Below are 22,014 nucleotides of genomic sequence, written 5' to 3'. Positions count from 1 at the left end.
TACACAAAACATAAAATCCCAAGCGAATAAAAAACAGCATAAAATCGTCTTAGATATTTTCAAAAGCTATCTTGGTCTACCAAATGGATCATAGACACCTAATTCATTCGCTGGATTTTTCTTTGGTCTTGTAGAGAGAAGAGGAACCATTCTAGTTTTTGGGCTTTGTCGCCGTAGCCGGTTTTCATTTCGAAATCCATTTGGGCTAGTTTTTTTAGGGTCATTGTTAGTTCTTGATAGGAGAAGCTTTTGGCTTGTCGTGCGCCTATTTTAACTCGGAATGGATGGACTTTTAATTTTTGAGCTACTTGTTGTTGGCTGAATCCTTGTTTTTCTAGTAATTTAATTTGGGTTAGTAGACGGAACTGACTCGCGATGAGAGCCAATATTTTGATTGGTTCTTCTTTTTGTTTGAGTAAATCGTAGTAGATGCTTAGCGCACCGCTGATATCTAGAGCTATCATTTTGTCTAGTAGCAAGAATATATTCTGTTCTAATGAGCGCACTACAAGGCTCTCCACGTCTGATGTATCGATTGCTCGCTCTTCCAGTTTATAGAGCATCAGCTTGTCTAATTCATTCATCGCTGTTGTTAGTTGGCCGCCTGTTAATTCTATTAGTCGATCTGTTGCCGTGTTATCCATTTGAAATTCATTGGCCCCGCTCACACCTTGTAGCCATTTACGCAACTCTGCTTCGTTGGGACGTTTCGCATCAATGATTGTCGCTTGCTTTTTTATGAGCTTTGTCAGTTTTTTTCGTTCGTCTAGTTTTTCTACTCTTGCTATAAATACCAAAATAGAATAATCCACGGGTTCGTTTAAATAGTCTTCTAGACGCGCCGTTCGATGTTCGATTTTGCTTTTTGTTTTCTCCGTTGTTAAAAAGGTTGGATTGGAGGCGATAATCAGTCGACAGTCACCGAAGAACGGAATTGTTTCTGCTTCTTCTACAACTTGCTCAATCGCCGTTTCATCCAAGTCAAAATTAGCATAATTAAAATCCGTGTCTTCTGTATCTAAAATCCCCGCAACAAGCCTTTTCTTCGTCTCGTTGATAATATAATCCTCTGTCCCGATAATCAGGTAAATCGGTGCAAATTGCTTCTTCTCTATTTTTTTCCACTCTGAAATCATGAATCGCCCTCACCTTCCGACATATCTCTTCCCTATGGTAAATCAAGAACGAGCTTTGCGCAAGTGGAAATATCATTCTAACCCAAAGGTAAATCCTTTTGAAAAAGTATAGATTATTTCTCCTTTCTGATCTGTGCGGTAAATCGTGCTATCTGCGGCTTCTAAAGTATCTAGCGTCTCTTTTCGAGGATGCCCAAAGCGATTATCCACTCCGCAAGAAATAAGCGATATGGCGGGCTGTACCTTGCCTATAAATGCCGGGGTCGTAGATGTTTTACTGCCGTGATGCCCCACTTTTAGGATGTCAGCTTTTATCAAAGGGTTTTCAAGTAGAGCTTGCTCTGCTTCTTTTTCGATGTCGCCAGTAAATAACCACCTTTTCTTATCTAGTACAGCGGAAATAACGATGGAATCATTGTTGCCACCTTCGCCTCTTTCAGTTGGACTCAGGACTTGGAAAGTGGCATCGCCTTTTGCCCAACTGTAGCCAGCAAGTATCGCTTTTGTTGGCACCCCAGGAAGAGCTTGCAGTGCTTTTTTCATGATGCTTTTTGTTTCGCCGCCCTCTGCATAAATAAGTTCTTTGATTTGAATCGCCTTGCCCACATCGATAAGGCCTTCCATATGATCTGCATCACTATGTGTCACAATTAATTTATCTACTTTTGAAATCCCTTTGGCTTTTAAAACGGGCGTCACGATATTCTTACCCACAGAAAATGGCGCTTTGCGTTCTGCCCATTTCTCTTTGTCAAAGGCCATTTGTCCACCGACATCTATTATATAGATTCCTTTATTCCAAGGTAGTTGAATGAGGATGCTATCTCCTTGCCCAACATCAATAATGGATACTTTTCCAGTTAAATTTATTGTCCCTATTATTAGACATAGACATACTGGGATTAAGTAACGATAAATTTTCCCCGTTTTTTCCCAACCATAGAAAAAATAAAGAGTAAATAAAAGAATTATCACCAATAAAATGAGGGTAGGTCTCCCTGTTACCCAAGTCGTAAACGGTATCTCTTGTAATAAGATCGCGAGTGACTCTGAAATATTTACAGCTATTTTCATAATCGTCGACGGTATGACTAGAAGGATAGGCGCTAGATTTAAGAAAAAGATAGATATAAAGCTTAATGGCAATAGTATAAACGTGAATAGCGGTACATAAATAACGTTTAGAAAGACACCGACGATGGAAAATTCATAGAAGTGATAGCTCATAACCGCGATTCCCGAGATGGTGGAGATGAGTGAAATATACAGAGAGCTTAATAAATTAGAGGAAACTTTTCGCATGATTTTCCGCCCAGATAGGATGATAGCGAACGATACGGCATAAGAGAGTTGAAAACCAATTTCAAAGACACAGTAAGGATTAAAAAGGAATACAAAAATGAAGCTAAAACAGAGGGCTTGAAGCGATGTCACACGAACTGGCGATAGTCTACCTATCATTAAACAGATTGTCATGATGGCGGCTCGAACAACAGGTGCGTTTGCCCCAGTCATCATGCAATAAAGTGGTAATAAACAAATCATAACGATAGCGGTTTTCTCGATTTGAAATCCCATTCGCCTAAATAACAACAAAAAGCCGGAAATAATTAAATTAACATGTAGACCTGATATGGCTAATAAATGAACGACACCAAGGCGTTGATAACTTTCGTAAACCGTAGTTTCCACAGTGGTGCGATCTCCATAAATTAGCGAGGCCACATATGGCGCGATTTGTGAATCTAGTGTTTCGTCAATTTTTTTAAGCTGGGATTTCCGAAAATTCCTTAAACTGTGCAACCATGAAGCACTATTTTCCGATAAGGATTGCACCGAGCTTGCCTTTAATAGCCAATGTACTTGCTTTCGATACAAGAACTCTTGGTAATTAAATTGATCTTTATTACGGTTCTTTTCTGGTGCTTCTAGCTCACCACTTACGCTTAGTTTATCTCCATAATTTAAACGCATAAATTGTTTTTGCTCTTGTTCACTCGCAAGTTTATAGCTCAACTGAAAGCGTTCTCCTTGATATAAAACTTGCGCTCGAAAAGCATCCCCATCGATGACGATACCATCATTTATGGTAACTGTTCCTTCTAATTCACCCGCTTCGAACATGGAGTGATTTTGATCATCAAAAAACCAGAAAAATCCTCCTGCTACAATGGTCAGGCTAAAAAAAACGACGAATCGAGTCCGTTTGAATACGATCGCTACAATGAGCAGAAGGCCAAGTAACAGAAAGATCTTCATTGAAATAAAGACACATATTACAGCGAGAATAATGGCTACAATGATCGTCAAAAAAAGACGCTCTATAGTCCTCACCTCACTTTATTTTAAAAACTGTTGTCGTAATTTATCTTCTAGGTGGGCAATTGTTTCTTCTGGTACCGCTTCTTTTTGCAGCACTTCTTGTACCGTTTGGATCACTGTCTGTTCGATTTGGGCTGTATTGTTTAGCACGTGTTCGTCAAAAGGAACTTTCTTGATAATCACATCTGCACGTTCAAAAAGTTCCATTGCATAGGGATGATTTTTATAATCCTTTGCATAATAGACCGCTTTAATTCCCGCCTGGATAATCGATTTGCAACATGCGATACATGGAAAATGCGTGACATACATTTCCGCATTATCCGTGGAAGCGCCAAATTTAGCGCATTGTAAAATAGCATTCATTTCCGCATGAATCGTGCGTATGCAATGACCTTCTACAACATAGCATCCTTCTTCATCACAATGGTCCCCGCCAGCGATGGAGCCGTTATAACCACCTGCAATAATACGTTTATCTCGAACAATTGTTGCACCTACCATCAGACGTGTACATGTACTCCTAGAAGATATTAAATGGCTTTGTGCCAAAAAAAACTGATCCCAAGCTATTCTTTGCATATTTGTCGCTCCTTTTAAGAAGTTGATGCTTTTAGTATATGCTTTTCGAATTCGCTTCGTCAATAGCTTATTACTCCACTGTAATATGTTCTGTTAATCGTTCCACTGTTTTAGCGCCAATCCCTGATACTTTTGAAAGGTCCGCAATCGTTGTAAATAGCCCTTCTTTGTCGCGATAGTCCACGATAGCTTGGGCTTTCACAGCGCCGATTCCAGGGATAGTTTGCAAGGTCGTGACATCCGCTGTATTGATATTAACCTTCGAGCTGTCGGTACTTCCTGTCTCTGCTCCTGCTGTTGTAACTGGCGCTAAACCTTCCTCGCCTATTTTCCCAGCATAAATAACCATCTCATCTGTCACTTTTTGCGCCATGTTCAGCAATTTTACATCCGCTTCTGACGATAGTCCTCCTGCCTTTAAAATAGCATCCTTCACACGGCTATCAGGCGCGAGTTCATAGACACCTGGCTTGTTCACTGCACCTTTCACATCGACAATAAGAGACTTAGTCGAGACAATTTCTTCCTCTTTCTTCGGGCTCTTTGCCGGCTCTTCTTTCGCGACTGCGGCTGTTGGGATCACTGTTTCTTCTTGCTTTTGTGTCACGAAGAAGAACCCTATGGCTATGAGTAAAACCGCTGCACCAATAATGTATTTCTTATATGCTTGCCATTTCTCTAGCATGCTTTATCACCTGCCTTTAGTATTAGTATTCGCCCTTTTTGCGTTTTCTCCTTTATTGCTTCGGGGGCTTCAAAAACATAAAAAAAGAGAAATGACGGCAAAAAGTCATTTCTCACATATGAAAAAGATTCTTTCACTAGTTTCAGTAGGTTCGAAATCCGTAAAATCAGCGCAAATTTTTATTTTACGAAATCCGGCTGCTTGTATTGCTTTTTTGTACCATTCAATCGGGTATGTTCGTTCTTTATGTAGCTCGTCGTAGCGATCGTAACTACCGTCTGGGCCTTGTTTGAAGAAGGTTAATTCATGTTCTACGGAATGCGGGAATTCGCCCTCAAAGGAGTTCCAAATGCACGAAATTTCTTCATCACTATCACCGTAGCTATAATCTTTGAAGAGCTCGTCCATTTTGTAGATAGAATGAACATCGAATAGGAACACACCATCTGTTTTCAGGTTTTCATAGACGCTACGTAATGTGCCGTGAACTGCTTCTTCCGTTTCTAAATAATTAAGCGAATCGCAAAAACAGGTGACTAAATCAAACATGTCTAGTTTCTCCATTTCTGACATATCTTGTTGCAACAATAATAGTGACACTTCTTCATGGAACGCTTTTTCACTGGCAACACTCAGCATTTCTTCTGATAAATCGACACCAGTAACTTCAAAGCCACGTTTAGCTAAGCGTACGGCGAGCTCAGCGGTCCCACAAGCGACGTCAAGCACTTTTCCGCCTTCATTCGGTAAATAGGGCGTTGCAAAAGAAAACCAGTTGTCGTACAGCTCCTCGTCCATGAGAGCATCATAGAAATTCGGAAAATATTCGTAACTCATAATTGTTATACCTCTTTCCACGAAAAAAGGAGCCTATGAAAGCCCCTCTTTGCTTTTTTATATAGTGAAGGCTTCGCGTACGTCTTCTAGTGGCGCGTCTCCCCATAGTTTTTCAAGATTGTAGTAACTACGCTCCTCTTTGTGGAAAACGTGAACGATGACGTCGCCTAGATCAATTAAGATCCATTTGGCAGCATCGAAGCCCTCTAAACGTTTCACTTCTACCTCATTTTTGTGCGCTTGTTCCTTGATTTCTTGGGCAATGGCTTGTACTTGTTTGTCGGAATTACCATGGCAAATGACGAAATAATCGGCAAATGCGGATAGGCCTTCCATATTCAGCGCTAGGATGTCCTCTGCGCGTTTATCGTCCGCTGCTTTTGCGGTTAACATTAATAAATCATGACTTTTCAATAGTTATACCTCACCTTCAATTTGTAAACGTGCAAAATAGTTGTAAGCATCGAATGTATCTGGAAAAATAGGTTGTCTTTTCGTAATTAAAAACGTGATTGTGTTGGACAGGGCAAATAACATGGCCTTATCTAAAGAGTCAAAGGACAGGCGGCGAGCTTTGTAAACGCCAGGAAAGGAACGATTCGGTTCTGTGTAGTCGGCCAGATAGATAATTTTATCCATCGTGCTCATCGCGGCATTTCCTGTTGTATGGCAAGCGATGGCTTTCAAAACGGCTTCATCTGTCACGCCAAATTTGGTTTCTGCAAAATAGGCGCCAACTGGGGCGTGCCATAGTTCTTGATTGTAGGTGAATAGTTTTGGATCCATTTTCTGCTCGACCATGATGGCCATCATTTCTTCTTTATCCGCGTACTTCGCGTAGTCGTGTAACAGCGCCGCAAGACTTACTTGGTTCCGGTCCACTTTGTAATGATCGGCAAGCTCAAGTGCTGTTTTTTCAACGCCAAGTGTGTGGATAAAGCGTTTTTCTGGCATCGCTTCTTTGACTGCTTCCAAGATTTCTTCTCTATTCATATAAATGATGCTCCTTTATATACTTGCTTACCTCGTTTGGAACGTAATAATCGATTGGTAATCCTGCTGCCAAACGTTCTCGCAACAAGGAAGACGAGATGTCCAATGCTGGAACCTCTATTTCCTCTATGTCGTAAGGCGCATCCCCGTCGTAACGCGGTCGATTGACGCCAACAAAGTTTACAAGTTTTATTAGTTCATTAATATGATACCACTTCGGCAAATATTCAACCATGTCTCCGCCAATTATAAAGGAAAAAGCGGCATTTGGAAACTCCTTTGTCATTTCAATCATCGTATCATACGTGTAAGACTTGCCAGAACGGTGCATTTCACGGTCATCTACTTCAAAAAAAGGATTATCGGCGATGGCAAGTTCGATCATTTTTAAGCGATCTGCATTACTCGTCAACCCACTTTCTTTTTTATGAGGCGGGACAGCGTTGGGCAAGAAAATAATTTTTTCAAGACCAAGCTTGATGCGCGCTTCGTTGGCAATAATTAAATGGGCATGATGTGGCGGATCGAACGTGCCACCTAAAATACCAATTTTTTCTTTCAAATCAGATACACCTTCTTATGGCAATTGGATTTGTTTCTTATTTTGCGATTCTTTGTATAGAATGATGGTGCGGCCAATCACTTGCACTAGCTCAGAACCAGAACGGGAACTAATCATTTCCGCTACTTCTTCTTTTGGTTGGTCGCAATTTTGTAAAATCGAAATCTTGATTAGCTCGCGAACTTCGATGGCTTCTGCAACGTGCTTAATTAAATTCGGTGATACCCCACCTTTTCCAACTTGAAAAATGGCATCGATATCGTGAGCTTCTTTGCGTAAAAAACGCTTTTGTACATTTGTTAGCATTATTTTCCTCCTATTTGTTTCAATACAATGTTTCGCATGAGCGCGCGGTCTGCTTTGATTCCTGTCCATAACTCGAACGCAATCGCTGCTTGGTTAATGAACATCGGTAAGCCATTTTGCGTGATGGCTCCACATGCTTTCGCCTCTTTTAAAAATGGCGTTTCGGCGGGATTGTAGATGATATCAGAAATGATGGTCCCCGCGGTTACGTCATGCAATCTGATTGGTAAAGCTGCATTTTCTTTTGTAAGTCCGGATGATGTTGTTTGGATAACGATGGTGAAATCGGCAAGTTGCGAGTCGGCTTCGGCTAAACTAAGAGCCTTGTGCGCTGTTCCTGCAACCATTTTGACAGCTTTTTCAAGCGTTCGATTGGCAACGGCCACCTTCGCATCGGTATGGTGCATAAGGGCGTGAAAAATCGCTTTACTCGCGCCACCTGCTCCGAGAATCAAAATCTGATCGGTCTCAGTGACCTTTCGAATGCTCTCTAAACCTTGCAAATAACCGATGCCATCCGTGTTATAGCCTGTCCAGCGTCCATTTGTTGCAACAACCGTATTCACGGCACCGCACGCTTTAGCCTCGGGATCAAGCGCGTCTAAGAACGGCAAGATATCCTCCTTAAATGGACTCGTAACGTTGAATCCGCTAATTCCTAACGCTCTCATGCCTTCTATCGCGGTCGTAAAATCCTGTTTTTCTATTAAAAATGGGACATAACTCGCATTTAGTTTGTTCTGCTCCAGTAAAGCCGTGTGCATCACTGGAGACAATGAATGCGCGATGGGATTGCCGATAACGCAATATAATTCTTTCATTCGGAAATTCGCCTCCTCCTTACACGATTGAGCGGCGAATAGTTACGCTCACGCCTTCTGGAACCCAAGCGGTCACTTTTGCGCCACCTTCTAAAACGGTAATCCAACCAAGGCCTGAGAACACGATGTCCGCCTTTTCCTTGATTGAAAATTGATACGGTACTAGTTTCGGTAACGTTTCGATATCCGCTTCGCCCGGCGGTTGTAGCAGTTTTCCAGCTTGTGTTTCATACAGATTGTCGGCTTTTTCAAGCTTGGTGCGGTGAATCATCAAGTTGTTCGATGTATAAACGACGAATGAGCGTCTGCCGCCACTTGTGTAATCAAAGCGTGCCAATGCGCCGAAGAACAGTGTTTGTTCCTCGTTTAATTGATAGGTTACTGGTTTGATTTCTTTTTTCGGTGAGACAAGTTTTAGCGTTTTAGCATCGATGACGTGCGCGATTTGATGATGGTTGATAATTCCTGGTGTATCGACAAGAACACTTCCGTCTGAAAGTGGAATTTCGATTTTATCAAGCGTTGTGCCTGGGAATTGAGATGTCGTAATAACATCATTTTCGCCAGTCGCGACTTTAATAATGCGATTGATAAGCGTCGATTTCCCAACATTTGTACAGCCAACAACAAAGACATCACGTCCTGCGCGTTCTTCTTCAATTTTTTCAAGTAAAACGTCGAAGGATTGGCCTTTTTCAGCGCTTACTAATACGCAATCGGTTGGTGCTAATCCGAGTTCACGAGCCCGGCCACGCATCCACTGCGTCAAGCGTTCGCGTTTCAATGATTTTGGTAGCAAATCGGCTTTATTTCCGACAAGTAGCACCGGGTTATTGCCGACAAAACGATGCAAACCTGGTAACCAACTGCCATCAAAATCGAAAATATCGACAACATAGACGATCAGCGCTTGCTTCGTGCCTAGTTGGTTCAAGATTTTCAGAAAATCATCATCCGTCAGCGGGACATCTTGAATTTCATTATAATGTTTCAAGCGGAAACAACGCTGGCAAATAATATCTTCTTTTTCTAAGCTAGATTCTGGCGCATAGCCAGGTTGGGTCTTATCGGTTGTTTGAATAACGGCTCCACAGCCAATACATCTTAGTTCTTCGGTCACAGAGAATCCTCCCATTTTAATTCTGATTTTTTAGCTAGTCTTTTTAAAATAATGCGTTCCATAAATCGGTTAAACTTCGTCGCAAAACCGTCTGTATCTTTGACTGGACGTACGAAAACAGTCGTCAATTTTTGGCGATTGCCTCCGAAGATGTCCGTCATGATCTGATCGCCAATCATCACCGTTTCTTCCGGTGTTGAACCAAGGTCGGCCAACGCTTTCTGGAACGAGGCGGCTAATGGTTTTTTCGCTTTGGCCAAGTATGGAATTTTTGTTGCGACAGCCACTCGCTTCACGCGCTCTTCATTATTATTTGATACGATCATCACTTTGATACCATCTTCTTCCAGAATGCGAAACCAGTTGGAAATTTCATCGGTCGCATCCAATTGATCCCAAGCGAGTAACGTATTGTCTAAATCTGTTAATACCGTCGTTTTCCCCATTTTTCGCAATTGGTCCGCGGTGATACCAAATGGCGATGTTAACATTTTATCCGGTGAGAAATTTTTTAGCAAAATAGGCACCTCTTTTTATTTAATTAGTTGGAAAGTGTCATGACATCGTCTTTTTAGAATGCCAAACAAGCACGCTTTTCATGTAATCCTTATAAATTTTAACATCTTTCCGCTTATTTTACAAAAAAATCTGAGATAAGTGCTATAATGAAGTGGAAAATACGGAAATATAGGGGGATTATGATGGCAAAAAACTATGCGTTAATATGGGATTTAGACTCGATTTATTCAGGCGGAAGTGGCTCCGAGGCTCTGGCTACTGCGCTTTCTGACACAACCAAAGATATCGCGTCATTTAAACAAGCGGTGCAAGATTGGCCGATTCCAGAAAATAACGAGGCAGTCAGTGAATTTTTACTTTTAATCAATCAAAACGCAGAAATTACGAAACAATTGATGAATGCGGCGGCTTTTCTGGAATGTTTATCCTCTGCCGACACGCGCGATTTGAAAGCGGTAGAATTGACTGGCGGCGTCTACCAACAATTAGCAGAACTGGAAACCATCGAAAATGAATGGCACGAGAAATTCGCCTTAATTCCAGATGCGTTGTGGGCTTCGTTGCTTACAGAAAATGGCTTGAGCGAGATCGCCTTCGTATTGAATGAAGCGCGCGATAACCGTAAGAAAAAAGGAACGCGTGAAGAAGAAGCCGTGATCAATGCGCTAAATGTCGATGGTTACCGTGGTTGGTCTGATCATTATGATACAGTCGTAGCAACGATTCGCGTCCCTGTTGTAGTGGATGGTGAGGAGAAATTAGTATCCGCCGGGCAAGCCTTGAATTTATTGAGCCATCCAGATCGCGCCGTTCGTGTCGCTGTATTTGAAGCTTATGGAAAAGCATGGCAGGAAAAATCGCAACTATTCAGCGATACATTGAATCATTTAGCCGGTTTCCGCCTTGCCGTTTATCGGACACGTAAATGGGACAATGTTCTCGCGGAACCACTTTCGATTAACCGTCTAGACGAAAAAACATTGGCAACAATGTGGGATGTCATCGAAAAGCATAAAGCAACGTTCGTTTCATTCTTGAATCGCAAAGCTCAGCTGTTCGGCATCGATAAATTGAGCTTCCATGATGTTTTTGCACCCTTGACGCTTGATTCTGAGCCGAAAAAATATACGTACCAAGAAGGCGCAGATTTCATTCTAACGCAATTTGCGAAATTCAGCCCGAAAATGGCCAGTTTTGCGAAACATGCGTTTGAGCAACAATGGATTGAGGCGGAAGATCGTGATAACAAGCGCCCTGGTGGTTTTTGTACCGATATTCCATTGGAGAAAGAAAGCCGCATTTTCATGACGTATGATGGCGCTCCTGGAACAGTCGCGACGCTAGCACACGAACTGGGCCATGCTTTTCACTCGCACGTTATTCGCGATGAGCCTTTCGAAAACACGAATTATGCGATGAACGTCGCTGAAACCGCGTCAACTTTTGCTGAAATGATTATCGCAGATGCCTCTGTTAAAGAAGCGGCTACAAAAGAAGAAAAGATCATTCTATTAGAAGATAAAATCGGACGTAGCATCGCCTTTTTCATGGATATACGCGCTCGTTTCTTATTCGAAACACGTTTTTATGAAGCTCGCAAAGAAGGTCTCGTTTCTGCGGATCGTCTCAATACATTAATGGAAGAAGCGCAGCGAGAAGCCTTCCAAGACGCATTATCCGAGTACCATCCACAATTCTGGTCTTCCAAATTACATTTTTATATTGCCGACGTACCATTTTACAACTTCCCATACACATTTGGTTATTTGTTCTCATTAGGCATCTATCACCAAGCTCTCGCAGAAGGAAGCGGCTACGAAGACAAGTACATCGCCTTATTGCAAGACACTGGTGCCATGACAACCGAACAACTCGCCCAAAAACATCTAGGTATCGATCTGACAAAACCCGATTTCTGGGAAGGCGCGCTGGAAATTGCAGTCGGCGATGTCGAAGAGTTCCTGAATTTAACAAATGACTTAGTATAACAGCAACGCCCGCTGATCACCAAGCGGGCGTTTTTTCATGACAATTGTTCTACCATTTTTACAACACAAGCCGACGAATTCTTTGCCGCCGTCGCTAAAAATTCATCAAACGAAACACTAGCCTCGCTATCCGCTACATCAGAAAGCGCTCGGATAATCAAAAACGGTACGTCAAACTGATGCGCCACCTGTGCAATCGCGCAAGCTTCCATCTCAACCGCTTTTACCTCTGGGAAGAAAGTCGTAATCAATTCCCGTTGATCTGGCCGGTGAATAAAAGAATCAGTCGTCACCACGAGCCCGTAGACCGCCTTGTTTCCCTCTGAGAAGTTTTCTTGATAGATTTGCTGTGCCAAGCGCATCGCCTCTTCATCGCCCTGATAGAGTGCCGGCATTTGAGGTACTTGTCCGTATGTATAACCAAAAACCGTTGCATCCACATCCCCATACGCCAAATGATCTGAAATAATCACATCTCCAACTTCCAATTCCGCACCAATGCCTCCAGCTGATCCAGTATTAATAATTAACGAAATATCATAATGATCGCATAAAAGTGTCGTCGATAAAGCCGCATTTACTTTCCCAATGCCCGATTTCAACAAAACAATCTCTTTTCCAGCCAACGTTCCCGTATAAAAAACAGCCCCCGCTATTGTCGTTTCCGTAAGTCCAACCATCTGTTCCCGTAAAATTGTCACTTCTTCTTCCATCGCACCGATAATTGCTATTTTTCCCATTCCTATCATTCCTTCCCTTAAAAAAACTGCGTTCGAAGTGGATAAACCAATCCGAAACACAGTCTTATCAGTTTCTTTTATCATTCGTTTTGAGCACTTCTACTTTTGTAGGTTGCCATCCAGCCCCATCGACCCAAGTAATATATACTCGAAAAGCTTTATCTGGATCAGATTTTGTTGAAATCGTTCCAATAGATTGTGTGGCAGGCTCATCACCGCGACCGACATACCAAATTGTCATGTCACCATTATCAATACCTGTCGCCTCAGAAAATGCGTTCACTTTCTCATTCCAATCCTGACTATCCATTTCATAGGAATTCACGTGATCACCTTTTTGTTCCGTCCCAACAGCTTTCCAATCTTTTTTAATGACTTCTGACACATTAGGATCATCGCTGGTCTCCGTCGTTTGCTCTTTCGGTTTCTCGGTGTCCTTCGCTTTCGAGCCATCCTTTTTCGCTTCATCCGCCTTTTGCGTTTGTTCCGTTTTAGGCTTTGTTTCTACTTTATCCGCCGAATCATCAGCCGTTAAAAAAAAAACAAGCCATAAAACACCAATAATCGCCAAACTCATCAGTATGATTAAAACGTTCAAAGTAATACTCGTTCTTTTATGTTTACTATTTTGCTCAGAGCGTGATGCTTCCACATGATTTTGGGCACTGCGCCGTTGCTCTTCCTTTTGTGTTTTCTTGTCCATATATGCCACCACCTTACCTAGGTCAGCGAAGCGAGAACGACTTATCTTCGTCGTTAAAGACTCTGTTCCAGTGCTCACGTACGCAAGTACGCTCCGCACCTGGTACTCGCCTTTGCCTAGAATATAAGCCGTTCTCGCTTCGCTGAGGTTTTGCGTTATTTTGTTGTGTTGCATTTATTCAAGTTTCTATTTCGACTTATCTTCGTCGTTAAAGACCCTGTTCCAGTGCTCACGTACGCAAGTACGCTCCGCACCTGGTACTCGCCTTTGCCTAGAATATAAACCGTTCTCGCTTCGCTGAGGTTTTGCGTTATTTTCTTGTATTACGTTTGTTCAAGTTTCCATTTCGCCCCATCTTCGTCGTTAAAGATTCCGTCCCAGTGCTCACGTACGCAAGTACGCTCCGCACCTGGTACTCGCCTTTGCCTAGAATATAAGCCGTTCTCGCTTCGCTGAGGTTTTGCGTTATTTTGTTGTGTTGCATTTATTCAAGTTTCTATTTCGACTTATCTTCGTCGTTAAAGACCCTGTTCCAGTTTTCGCATACGCAAGTACGCTCCGCACCTGATACTCGTCTTTGCCTAGAATATGAATCTTTCTCACTTCGTTGAGGTATTGCGTTTATTCATTTCAGCATATTAGGCGCTGATTTTTGTGATTTTGACGTTCATTTCGCCGCCTGGTGTTTGGATGGATACTTCGTCGCCTTCTTTGCAGCCTAGTAGAGCTTTGGCGATTGGTGAGTCGTTGGAAATAAGTCCCTCGAACGGGTCTGCTTCTGCGCTTCCTACGATTGTGTAGCTTTCTTCGTCGCCGTTTGGAAGTTCTTTGAAAGTAACGGTGTTTCCTAGTGCTACTTCGCCACTCATAGCGCTGGCATCGATGATTTGCGCGTTGCGAATCATGTTTTCAAGCGTTGTAATGCGGCCCTCTACGAAAGCTTGCTCGTCTTTTGCGGAATCGTACTCGGAGTTTTCCGAAAGATCGCCGAAACTACGGGCAATTTTAATACGTTCTACTACTTCTTTACGTTTGACAGTTTTTAAGTCATTTAGTTCGCTTTCTAATTTTGCTTTACCTTCTAGTGTCATTGGAAATACTTTTTCTGTAGCCAAATTCTTTCTCTCCTTCATCTTTATGTTATTTGAAAAGCACGGAAGTCTGTTCTTTTCCGCGCCTCAACATGTATTTACTTTACGCCTGAAAGATTAACACGATTCTCAGGGAATGTCCAGCAAATTTTTGTCCAATAGTGAAATTTTATCTTAATTTGCGTGTAATTACAAGTCGTAGCGTTGTATTATCGGTTCATTTCGAGTATTGTCGCTACTTTTGTCGTCATTAAATCGATGGCAACCTTGTTTTCGCCGCCTTCTGGGATGATAATGTCGGCGTATTTTTTCGTTGGTTCGATAAATTTCTGATACATCGGCTTAACCACGCCCAGATACTGTTCAATCACCGATTCCATTGTCCGGCCGCGTTCATTGACATCGCGCACCATCCGTCGCAAAATCCGAATATCATCATCTGTGTCGACGTAAACCTTGATATCCATGAGGTCTCGCAACTTCGGATCTTCCAAAATTAGAATGCCTTCCAATATGATAACTTCTTTCGGTTCTTGGTGAATAATCTCGCTAGAACGTGTGTAGAGCTCATAATCGTACACCGGTTTATCGATTGGCTCGTAGCGCAATAATTGCTTGATATGACGAATTAAAAGGTCCGTGTCAAACGCCAAAGGATGATCATAATTCGTTTTTAGACGCTCCTCAAAAGCCATTTCTGCTTGATCTTTATAATAAAAATCTTGCTCTAACATCAAAATCGAATGCCCGGTGAAATGATCGTAAATCGCCTTACTCACACTCGTTTTTCCTGAACCACTACCGCCCGTCACGCCTACTACTATCGGCTTTTTCTTCGTCACTTTGCGCCTTCCTTTCTGCGACTAATCGCAAGGCCATCCCCTAGAGGAACGGTCGTCGTAATGAAATCTGGATTTTGCAAAAGCCAATCATTGAATTCCCGCATTTTTCTAGAAACGCGTTGCTTCTGTTGCGCTCGCGGCGAGTCATGTAGCGCTAATCCTTTAAAAAGCACATTATCGCTGTAAATCACGCCGCCCGGAGCCAATTTATCGATGTATACGTTGAAAAAATTGGCGTACTGGGCTTTCGCGGCATCAATGAAAATCGCGTCGAAATTCTCTTTTTCTAGCACAATTGAGCTGTCTTCCAAAGCATCCATGAGAAGAACCTCAATCCGGTCCTCCGCGCCAAATGCGTGGACATTGTGCCAAGCTCGGTCATAGCGCGCTTCATCGCGCTCCATCGTGACAATATGTACATCTGGCAACGCATCTGCCATCCGTAATGCCGAATAACCAATCGCTGTCCCGATTTCCAAAATTCTCTTTGGCTGCTGAATTTGCATAATTTGTAACATAAAATGCATCGAGTCAACTTCCATGATCGGTACTTCGTGTTCCGCTGCATAAGCTTCCAACTCCATGAAGAACGGCTTGCGCTCTGGAATATGTGAAAGCAAGTAATTATGAATTAACGTATCATTCACTGCTCTAAATCCCCTTTAACAGACTAATGATAAGCGCCTGTTCCCGACCATCAAGGCCAAAAACAAACGCTTATCGTGTCTATTTATTGATTATTTGTAATATGTTCTTCTTTTAATTTATTATGTTCTTCTAGCGTTTTTGAAAAGTAAACCTGACCTGTTTTTGTATTCGCTAAGAAGTAAAGATAATCCGTTTTTTCTGGATGCAATGTGGCTTCCATTGATGTTTCGCCACTATTCGAAATCGGGCCGGGTGGCAAGCCTTTGTTTTTGTACGTATTATACGGAGAATCCACTTTTAAATCTTCATACATCGTACGCGATTTATGTTTACCAAGCGCGTAAAGCACTGTCGGGTCTGTTTGTAGCCTCATGCCTTCTTTCAAACGATTATAAAAAACACTCGAAATTTTGCTACGATCGACGTTTGCCGTTGCTTCTTTTTCAATGAGGGAGGACATCGTTAAGAAATGATGCACCGACATTTTTTGTTTCGTGAGTTCTGGTTTGTATTTGGCGATATTGGCGTCTGTTGCTTTAACCATGTCGCTCACCATCGCTTTAATGTCTGGTTTGCCTGTAAATTCATACGTCGCTGGATATAAATAACCTTCTAGTGGATGCTTGATATTTGGCGCCAACACGTCTTTTGTGACCGTATCTGGATAGGCCGTCATCAATTCATTCACAAACGCTTTATCATCCATTACTTTTAAAATATCGGCTTTATTTAATTCCGGTTTATAGGCTACCATGCGATCCGCGATTTGATCCAAGGAGTACCCTTCTGGAATCACGAGTCTAGCTGGCGCAATCACTTGACCTTTTTTCAATTCATTGACCACTTGTTCGACGGTCATCGATGGGCTCAATTTATATTTTCCCGCTTTTAAGTTCGTCTCATTTTTATATTTCACATAGTATGTAAAAATCATACTACTATTAATCACGTTATTTTCTTGAAGAATATCGCCAATTTCCGATACTTTGGAGCCTTTAGGAATATCTACAATAATTGATTCCTTACTCGACGCATTAACAGCCTGGAGTTGTGAATCAACGTAGAAATAGCCTCCAACAGTCAGCGCAACCAGTACCACGGCAATACTTGAAATAATAATCGTGATCATTTTGCTCTTGGATTTTTTCATATCTAAACCTCTTTCATTCGTCTATGCAAAACATTTCCCTATCTATTATAACGGTAATCACTACCATAGTTCAACCACATTCGGCAAAAAATATAAATTCGTGACGTTTCCGACAAATTTAGCTATAATAAGGAAGCATCATTAAACGGTTCAATCCGAACGAAAGAAGGCTATCTATGTTACATTCCATTATTGAAGCCCTGCAAAATTTCGTCATGACCTTAATCGACCTATTCGGGCACTGGGGCATCTTCTGGGCGATGGTTATCGAAAGCGTCTGCATCCCACTGCCAAGCGAAGTTGTCATGCTATTCGGTGGTTTCATGGCCGAAGCAGGCGACCTAAATTTCTGGCTCGTGGTCACAGCTGGCATCGCAGGAAACCTCGTTGGTTCCTTAATCGCCTACTACATCGGCAAATTCGGAGGTCGGGCCCTCGTTTTAAAATTTGGAAAATACATCTTTCTAAACGTCGGACATCTCGACCTAGCCGAACACTGGTTTCAAAAATACGGCGCATCCGCAGTGTTCTTCGGCCGCATCCTGCCAGTCATCCGAACGTTCATATCACTACCAGCTGGGATTGCAAACATGAACATTTGGAAATTCGTCACGTATACAATTTTAGGCTGCATCCCATGGAACATTTTCCTAACCTACTTAGGCTACAAGTTAGGCGCCAATTGGAGCGTGGTCGAACAGTACACCCGCCCCATCAGCTACGCCATGCTAGCACTCTTAGTGGTGATTGTCGTGTACTTAATCGTGAAGATCATTAAGAAACGCAAGACAAGCGCATAAAAAGAAGAAGCTGGAGAATTAGCACGTAATGGCGCTAACTTCCCAGCTTCTTTTGTGTTATCGAAAAATCGTACTTCGTACGCAAAACCTCAGAGGGACGACAAATTCGTAGATGCTAGGCAAAGTCGAGCACCGAAGCGGAGCGTATATTTATACGTGAGCATCGGAGCACAGACTTTAACAACGCAGATGCGCGTTTGTTGTCCCTCTGAAAGATTATTCGGCGTCTTCGTCTTCTAAGAATGTCGCTAGTACTTCTTCGATCATATCCCATTCTTCTTCTGTTTCCACAGGCTTTAACTCGCCTTGTGTGCCGTCTTCGTTTTCAATGAAAGAAGACGCTTGTAATTCGATTTCTTCTTCGTCTTCTGCGCTTTCTGGATAATAAAGTACGTAAGATTTCTCAAACTCATCGGAATTGAACGAGAATAGGACTGCGTATAGCTCCTCGTTACCGTCTTCGTCTACTACTGTGATATGTTCGTGATCATGTTCATGATTTTCTGTCATAATGGACACCTCTTTTTAATTAATTATTTGAATCTAAATAAGACTGCAATATCATTACGGCTGCAAGCTTATCAATGACTTTCTTACGCTTCTTACGGCTAACATCGGCTTCAAGCAACGTCCGTTCCGCTGCGGCAGTGGTCAAGCGCTCATCCCATAAAACTACAGGGATTCCAGTGCGATTTTCCAATACTTCCGCATACTTTTCAGATGCTTCTGCGCGTTCACCGACCGTATTGTTCATATTTTTTGGCCAACCGACTACAATTTTTGTAACATTGTACTCTGCTGCGAGCTCTTTCACGCGATCGTAGCCAAATTGTTTCGCGCGTTCGTTTATCGTGATTGTCTCAATGCCCTGTGCAGTCCAGCCTAGCTCATCACTAATGGCTACACCAACAGTCACCGAGCCAACATCTAATCCCATTGTTCTCATTTGTCACCAATCTTATTGTTTTTTAGGTACGCCTTTACTAATTCTTCGATAATCTCATCGCGCTCTAGACGGCGGATCAAATTACGAGCATCGTTATGGCGCGGAATATAAGCTGGATCACCAGAGAGCAAATAACCAACAATCTGATTAATCGGGTTATATCCTTTTTCCTCTAGGGCAACATACACTTTTCCCATCAGAATTTTGACATCCTCTTCAATCGAATCGTCGCCAAAACTATAAAACATTGTTTTATCAGAAGCCATTTTGATCAGCACCTCTTTCCCATTGTTATCGCTATTGTCCACATTTCATTTTACACTAAGTCGCGAAAAATAACAAAGAAGATGCTAGCCAAACTGACAACTTATAAATGCCAGCCAGTTTGTCTCATTTTTTATTGTCTCTAACATGACTTGAAACGCCAAACCTCAGCGGAGCGAGAATGGCTTATATTCTAGGCAAAGATGAGTACCAGGTGCGGAGCGTACTTGCGTACGAGAGCACTGGAACGGAATCTTTAACGACGAAGATAAGCTGTTCTCGCTTCGCTGAGCGACCCTATTGTTGGGCAGCGACCCATTCAGATACATAAGCTAGCGCCCCAGCTAGTTTTTCTGGGTCTTTACCGCCTGCTTGTGCTGTGTCTGGGCGTCCGCCGCCGTTTCCACCGCAACGTGTCGCGATTTCTTTTAGCAGTTTACCTGCGTGATAACCTTCTTTAATGAGGTCTTCGGAAACAGCTGAAATGAGACTTACTTTATCGTCGTGCGCTGCGCCAAGAACTAAAATGCCGCTTGCTTTTGTTTCTTTCCAGTTGTCCATGTATTGACGTAACTGATTCATGTCTTTCGCGTTTACTTGTTTCGCGATGACTGCTACGCCACCTATATCTTCTGGATTGCTGAAAATATCTGCGCTTGCTGCGTTTGCTAGTTTTGAAAGTAGTGATTCGTTTTCGCGTTTTAATTCGCGCATTTCTTGATGTAATTGTTCTACTTTTTGTGGTGCTTCTTTTGGTGTTGTTTTAAGCAAGTGTGCGGTTTCTTTTAGGTAGTGTTCTTGTTGGTTTAGGAAGCGGTATGCGGATTCGCCTGTGACTGCTTCGATACGGCGTGTTCCTGCTCCGATGCCGCTTTCGGAAATGATGTTGAAAAGTCCGATTTCGGATGTGTTGCCAACGTGTAAGCCACCGCATAGCTCGATGCTGTAATCGCCAATGCGGACAACGCGGACGACATCGCCATATTTTTCACCGAATAGAGCCATTGCGCCGAGTTCTTTCGCTTCTTTGATTGGCATTTCTTTGATGTCTACTGCGAGTTGTTCCCAGATTTTGCGGTTAACGATGTGTTCCATTTTTTGCAATTCTGCGTCTGTAATTTGGCCGAAATGAGAGAAGTCAAAACGCAAGCGATTCGGTTCTACGAGTGAGCCAGCTTGGTTGACGTGATCGCCTAGAACGTCTTTTAGCGCGCGGTGTAGTAAATGGGTCGCTGTATGGTTTTTCACGACGCCGTGGCGGGATGCTTTGTCTACTTCAAGTGTTACGTGATCGCCTTTGTTCAAGCTACCTTCTTCGATACGCACTTCATGGATGTTTTGCTTGTTTGGTGTTTTTTGGACGTTGAGAATGGCTGCGGTGAAACCGGATTTCTTAATGGTTCCTTGGTCCGCGATTTGACCCCCACTTTCAGCGTAGAACGGTGTTTCTTTGAAAATAACTTGGACTTTATCGCCGCGTGATGCGCTTTCTGCTAAGCCACCGGATTTGATAATATAGAGAACTTCGGTTGCGACAGTCGTTGTTTCATAGCCAACAAACACGCTTTTTTCAGTCAGGCTTGTTAAAAGTTCGGTTTGGACGCTCATGGACTTGACGTCAGCGCGCGCATTTCGAGCACGGTCGCGTTGTTTTGCCATTTCTGCTTCAAAACCAGCGTGATCGACGGTTAGACCGTTATCTTCCGCGTATTCTTCGGTCAGCTCGACTGGGAATCCGAACGTGTCATATAATTTGAAAATATCGGCACCATTCATTTGACCAGAGTCTTTTGCTGCTGCCATCATCTCTTCTAAAATCGCCAAGCCTTCATTTAAAGTCTCATGGAAACGTTCTTCTTCGGTGCGCACGATTTTTTGGATGAACTCGGTTTGTTTTTCTACTTCTGGATAGTAGCTGTTCATGATTTTGCCGACTACTGGCACTAATTTATACATGAATGGCTCGTTAATATTTAGGTTTTTAGCGTAGCGAACGGCACGGCGTAGCAAACGACGCAACACGTAGCCGCGGCCTTCATTGGATGGTAAGGCGCTGTCACCGATTGCAAAAGCTACCGTACGTACATGGTCAGCGATAACTTTGAACGCTGTATCTGTTGCTGGATCTTGACCGTATTTTTCACCAGAAATCGCTTCTACTTCGCGAATGATTGGCATGAATAGGTCTGTTTCGAAGTTCGTAGGCGCGTCTTGAATGATCGAAACCATCCGTTCCAAGCCCATCCCTGTATCAATGTTTTTCTTTGGAAGTGGCGTGTACGTGCCGTCTGCGTTGTGATTGAATTGCGAGAATACTAAGTTCCAGATTTCCAAATAGCGTTCGTTTTCGCCGCCTGGATAAAGTTCTGGATCAGTCGTATCGTTGCCGTAAGCCTCGCCACGATCGTAGAAAATCTCACTATCTGGACCACTTGGACCTTCGCCGATATCCCAGAAATTGTCCTCAATCGGCACAATATGATCGTCCGTCAAGCCAACTTTTTCCTTCCAAATCGTCTTCGCTTCTTCGTCTTCTGGATAAACCGTTACGTATAATTTATCAGGATCAAAGCCAATCCACTGCGGACTCGTCAAAAATTCCCAAGCCCAAACAATCGCTTCTTCTTTAAAATATTCGCCAATCGAAAAGTTGCCCAGCATTTCGAAAAATGTGTGATGGCGCGCTGTTTTACCAACGTTTTCGATATCGTTTGTGCGGATTGATTTTTGTGCATTGGTGATACGTGGGTTGTCTGGAATCACGCTGCCGTCGAAATATTTTTTCAATGTCGCAACACCGCTATTAATCCATAGCAAAGATGCATCGTTAATCGGCACGAGCGGTGCACTTGGCTCCACTTTATGACCTTTTTCCTGGAAAAAATCTAGGAACATTTGTCTTACTTCAGCACTTGTTAGTTGTTTCATTTTATTTCCTCCTTTTTGGTTGGCGCGAGTA

General features: G+C 42.7%; 24 protein-coding genes. 2 read left to right on the top strand and 22 right to left on the bottom strand.

Annotated features, from left to right (window positions below):
* Positions 1–98 precede the first annotated feature (98 nt).
* From holA to DUK53_RS01175, 12 genes are all read right to left on the bottom strand, one after another.
* Complete coding sequence (gene holA / locus DUK53_RS01230) at positions 99–1,136, bottom strand: DNA polymerase III subunit delta (protein ID WP_036092514.1); 1,038 nt, start codon at positions 1,134–1,136, stop codon at positions 99–101.
* Between the two features lie 72 nt (positions 1,137–1,208).
* Positions 1,209–3,446 carry a DNA internalization-related competence protein ComEC/Rec2 gene (locus DUK53_RS01225; RefSeq protein WP_236637249.1) on the bottom strand — a complete coding sequence of 746 codons (2,238 nt, stop codon included), beginning with the start codon at positions 3,444–3,446 and terminating at the stop codon, positions 1,209–1,211.
* A 30-nt stretch (positions 3,447–3,476) separates the two neighbouring features.
* On the bottom strand, positions 3,477–4,040 hold the full coding sequence (locus tag DUK53_RS01220) for a ComE operon protein 2 (protein WP_036092511.1): 564 nt from the start codon (positions 4,038–4,040) through the stop codon (positions 3,477–3,479).
* A 70-nt stretch (positions 4,041–4,110) separates the two neighbouring features.
* On the bottom strand, positions 4,111–4,725 hold the full coding sequence (locus DUK53_RS01215) for a ComEA family DNA-binding protein (protein ID WP_036092508.1): 615 nt from the start codon (positions 4,723–4,725) through the stop codon (positions 4,111–4,113).
* A gap of 105 nt (positions 4,726–4,830) precedes the next feature.
* Positions 4,831–5,562, bottom strand: a complete 732-nt coding sequence (locus tag DUK53_RS01210; protein WP_036092504.1) for a class I SAM-dependent DNA methyltransferase — start codon at positions 5,560–5,562, stop codon at positions 4,831–4,833.
* Positions 5,563–5,619: 57 nt separating this feature from the next.
* Entirely contained in the window at positions 5,620–5,976 is a 357-nt protein-coding gene (gene rsfS, locus DUK53_RS01205) for a ribosome silencing factor (RefSeq protein ID WP_036092501.1), read from the bottom strand.
* Positions 5,977–5,979: 3 nt separating this feature from the next.
* A complete protein-coding gene (yqeK, locus tag DUK53_RS01200; protein WP_036092499.1) occupies positions 5,980–6,555 on the bottom strand; it encodes a bis(5'-nucleosyl)-tetraphosphatase (symmetrical) YqeK in 576 nt (191 codons plus the stop codon).
* Positions 6,548–7,117 carry a nicotinate-nucleotide adenylyltransferase gene (locus DUK53_RS01195; RefSeq protein ID WP_036092496.1) on the bottom strand — a complete coding sequence of 190 codons (570 nt, stop codon included), beginning with the start codon at positions 7,115–7,117 and terminating at the stop codon, positions 6,548–6,550. The genes yqeK and DUK53_RS01195 overlap by 8 nt, the downstream gene beginning before the upstream one ends.
* Positions 7,118–7,132: 15 nt before the next feature.
* On the bottom strand, positions 7,133–7,423 hold the full coding sequence (yhbY, locus tag DUK53_RS01190; RefSeq protein WP_036092493.1) for a ribosome assembly RNA-binding protein YhbY: 291 nt from the start codon (positions 7,421–7,423) through the stop codon (positions 7,133–7,135).
* A complete protein-coding gene (aroE, locus tag DUK53_RS01185) occupies positions 7,423–8,244 on the bottom strand; it encodes a shikimate dehydrogenase (RefSeq protein ID WP_036092490.1) in 822 nt (273 codons plus the stop codon). The genes yhbY and aroE overlap by 1 nt, the downstream gene beginning before the upstream one ends.
* Positions 8,245–8,263: 19 nt before the next feature.
* Positions 8,264–9,364, bottom strand: coding sequence for a ribosome biogenesis GTPase YqeH (gene yqeH, locus DUK53_RS01180; RefSeq protein WP_036092488.1), 1,101 nt, complete (start codon positions 9,362–9,364; stop codon positions 8,264–8,266).
* Positions 9,361–9,882 carry a YqeG family HAD IIIA-type phosphatase gene (locus tag DUK53_RS01175; RefSeq protein WP_036092487.1) on the bottom strand — a complete coding sequence of 174 codons (522 nt, stop codon included), beginning with the start codon at positions 9,880–9,882 and terminating at the stop codon, positions 9,361–9,363. Before DUK53_RS01175 ends, yqeH begins: the two co-directional genes overlap by 4 nt.
* Before the next feature lie 183 nt (positions 9,883–10,065).
* Here DUK53_RS01175 and DUK53_RS01170 point away from each other — a divergent pair, with 183 nt between their 5' ends.
* A complete protein-coding gene (locus tag DUK53_RS01170; protein WP_081964420.1) occupies positions 10,066–11,871 on the top strand; it encodes a M3 family oligoendopeptidase in 1,806 nt (601 codons plus the stop codon).
* 35 nt (positions 11,872–11,906) lie between these two features.
* Here DUK53_RS01170 and mtnN read toward each other — a convergent pair whose 3' ends face one another.
* The 6 genes from mtnN to mltG form a co-directional block, all read right to left on the bottom strand.
* Positions 11,907–12,611 carry a 5'-methylthioadenosine/S-adenosylhomocysteine nucleosidase gene (gene mtnN / locus DUK53_RS01165; RefSeq protein ID WP_036131476.1) on the bottom strand — a complete coding sequence of 235 codons (705 nt, stop codon included), beginning with the start codon at positions 12,609–12,611 and terminating at the stop codon, positions 11,907–11,909.
* Between the two features lie 67 nt (positions 12,612–12,678).
* Complete coding sequence (locus tag DUK53_RS01160) at positions 12,679–13,314, bottom strand: YrrS family protein (protein WP_036131479.1); 636 nt, start codon at positions 13,312–13,314, stop codon at positions 12,679–12,681.
* Between the two features lie 638 nt (positions 13,315–13,952).
* Positions 13,953–14,429 (bottom strand): transcription elongation factor GreA, encoded by a 477-nt coding sequence (gene greA / locus DUK53_RS01155; protein WP_036092483.1) that lies wholly within the window; start codon positions 14,427–14,429, stop codon positions 13,953–13,955.
* A 185-nt stretch (positions 14,430–14,614) separates the two neighbouring features.
* Positions 14,615–15,247 carry a uridine kinase gene (gene udk, locus DUK53_RS01150; RefSeq protein ID WP_036079211.1) on the bottom strand — a complete coding sequence of 211 codons (633 nt, stop codon included), beginning with the start codon at positions 15,245–15,247 and terminating at the stop codon, positions 14,615–14,617.
* Positions 15,244–15,894 carry an O-methyltransferase gene (locus tag DUK53_RS01145; protein WP_036092481.1) on the bottom strand — a complete coding sequence of 217 codons (651 nt, stop codon included), beginning with the start codon at positions 15,892–15,894 and terminating at the stop codon, positions 15,244–15,246. The genes udk and DUK53_RS01145 overlap by 4 nt, the downstream gene beginning before the upstream one ends.
* 83 nt (positions 15,895–15,977) lie before the next feature.
* Positions 15,978–17,045, bottom strand: a complete 1,068-nt coding sequence (gene mltG, locus DUK53_RS01140; protein ID WP_036131273.1) for an endolytic transglycosylase MltG — start codon at positions 17,043–17,045, stop codon at positions 15,978–15,980.
* 176 nt (positions 17,046–17,221) lie between these two features.
* Here mltG and DUK53_RS01135 point away from each other — a divergent pair, with 176 nt between their 5' ends.
* Positions 17,222–17,845, top strand: a complete 624-nt coding sequence (locus DUK53_RS01135) for a DedA family protein (RefSeq protein WP_036092478.1) — start codon at positions 17,222–17,224, stop codon at positions 17,843–17,845.
* A 216-nt stretch (positions 17,846–18,061) separates the two neighbouring features.
* Here DUK53_RS01135 and DUK53_RS01130 read toward each other — a convergent pair whose 3' ends face one another.
* From DUK53_RS01130 to alaS, 4 genes are all read right to left on the bottom strand, one after another.
* Positions 18,062–18,355, bottom strand: coding sequence for a DUF1292 domain-containing protein (locus DUK53_RS01130; protein WP_036079223.1), 294 nt, complete (start codon positions 18,353–18,355; stop codon positions 18,062–18,064).
* Between the two features lie 19 nt (positions 18,356–18,374).
* A complete protein-coding gene (gene ruvX / locus DUK53_RS01125; protein ID WP_036079225.1) occupies positions 18,375–18,791 on the bottom strand; it encodes a Holliday junction resolvase RuvX in 417 nt (138 codons plus the stop codon).
* Positions 18,788–19,057, bottom strand: coding sequence for an IreB family regulatory phosphoprotein (locus DUK53_RS01120; protein WP_036061807.1), 270 nt, complete (start codon positions 19,055–19,057; stop codon positions 18,788–18,790). Before DUK53_RS01120 ends, ruvX begins: the two co-directional genes overlap by 4 nt.
* A 295-nt stretch (positions 19,058–19,352) precedes the next feature.
* On the bottom strand, positions 19,353–21,983 hold the full coding sequence (alaS, locus tag DUK53_RS01115) for an alanine--tRNA ligase (protein WP_036092477.1): 2,631 nt from the start codon (positions 21,981–21,983) through the stop codon (positions 19,353–19,355).
* Between the last annotated feature and the right edge of the window lie 31 nt (positions 21,984–22,014).

Origin of the sequence: Listeria sp. SHR_NRA_18 (assembly GCF_003856515.1) — a bacterium.
Lineage (GTDB): Bacteria > Bacillota > Bacilli > Lactobacillales > Listeriaceae > Listeria_A > Listeria_A newyorkensis.
The sequence above is the reverse complement of the archived record's forward strand: the minus strand, read 5'-3'. Positions and strand labels throughout refer to the sequence as shown.

Bases quoted from the DNA above. Each gene is read 5' to 3' on its own strand.
- holA (WP_036092514.1), bottom strand. From the start codon at position 1,136: ATGATTTCAGAGTGGAAAAAAATAGAGAAGAAGCAATTTGCACCGATT.
- DUK53_RS01220 (WP_036092511.1), bottom strand. From the start codon at position 4,040: ATGCAAAGAATAGCTTGGGATCAGTTTTTTTTGGCACAAAGCCATTTA.
- DUK53_RS01215 (WP_036092508.1), bottom strand. From the start codon at position 4,725: ATGCTAGAGAAATGGCAAGCATATAAGAAATACATTATTGGTGCAGCG.
- DUK53_RS01210 (WP_036092504.1), bottom strand. From the start codon at position 5,562: ATGAGTTACGAATATTTTCCGAATTTCTATGATGCTCTCATGGACGAG.
- yqeK (WP_036092499.1), bottom strand. From the start codon at position 6,555: ATGAATAGAGAAGAAATCTTGGAAGCAGTCAAAGAAGCGATGCCAGAA.
- yhbY (WP_036092493.1), bottom strand. From the start codon at position 7,423: ATGCTAACAAATGTACAAAAGCGTTTTTTACGCAAAGAAGCTCACGAT.
- aroE (WP_036092490.1), bottom strand. From the start codon at position 8,244: ATGAAAGAATTATATTGCGTTATCGGCAATCCCATCGCGCATTCATTG.
- DUK53_RS01170 (WP_081964420.1), top strand. From the start codon at position 10,066: ATGGCAAAAAACTATGCGTTAATATGGGATTTAGACTCGATTTATTCA.
- mtnN (WP_036131476.1), bottom strand. From the start codon at position 12,611: ATGGGAAAAATAGCAATTATCGGTGCGATGGAAGAAGAAGTGACAATT.
- DUK53_RS01160 (WP_036131479.1), bottom strand. From the start codon at position 13,314: ATGGACAAGAAAACACAAAAGGAAGAGCAACGGCGCAGTGCCCAAAAT.
- mltG (WP_036131273.1), bottom strand. From the start codon at position 17,045: ATGAAAAAATCCAAGAGCAAAATGATCACGATTATTATTTCAAGTATT.
- DUK53_RS01135 (WP_036092478.1), top strand. From the start codon at position 17,222: ATGTTACATTCCATTATTGAAGCCCTGCAAAATTTCGTCATGACCTTA.
- DUK53_RS01130 (WP_036079223.1), bottom strand. From the start codon at position 18,355: ATGACAGAAAATCATGAACATGATCACGAACATATCACAGTAGTAGAC.
- ruvX (WP_036079225.1), bottom strand. From the start codon at position 18,791: ATGAGAACAATGGGATTAGATGTTGGCTCGGTGACTGTTGGTGTAGCC.
- DUK53_RS01120 (WP_036061807.1), bottom strand. From the start codon at position 19,057: ATGGCTTCTGATAAAACAATGTTTTATAGTTTTGGCGACGATTCGATT.
- alaS (WP_036092477.1), bottom strand. From the start codon at position 21,983: ATGAAACAACTAACAAGTGCTGAAGTAAGACAAATGTTCCTAGATTTT.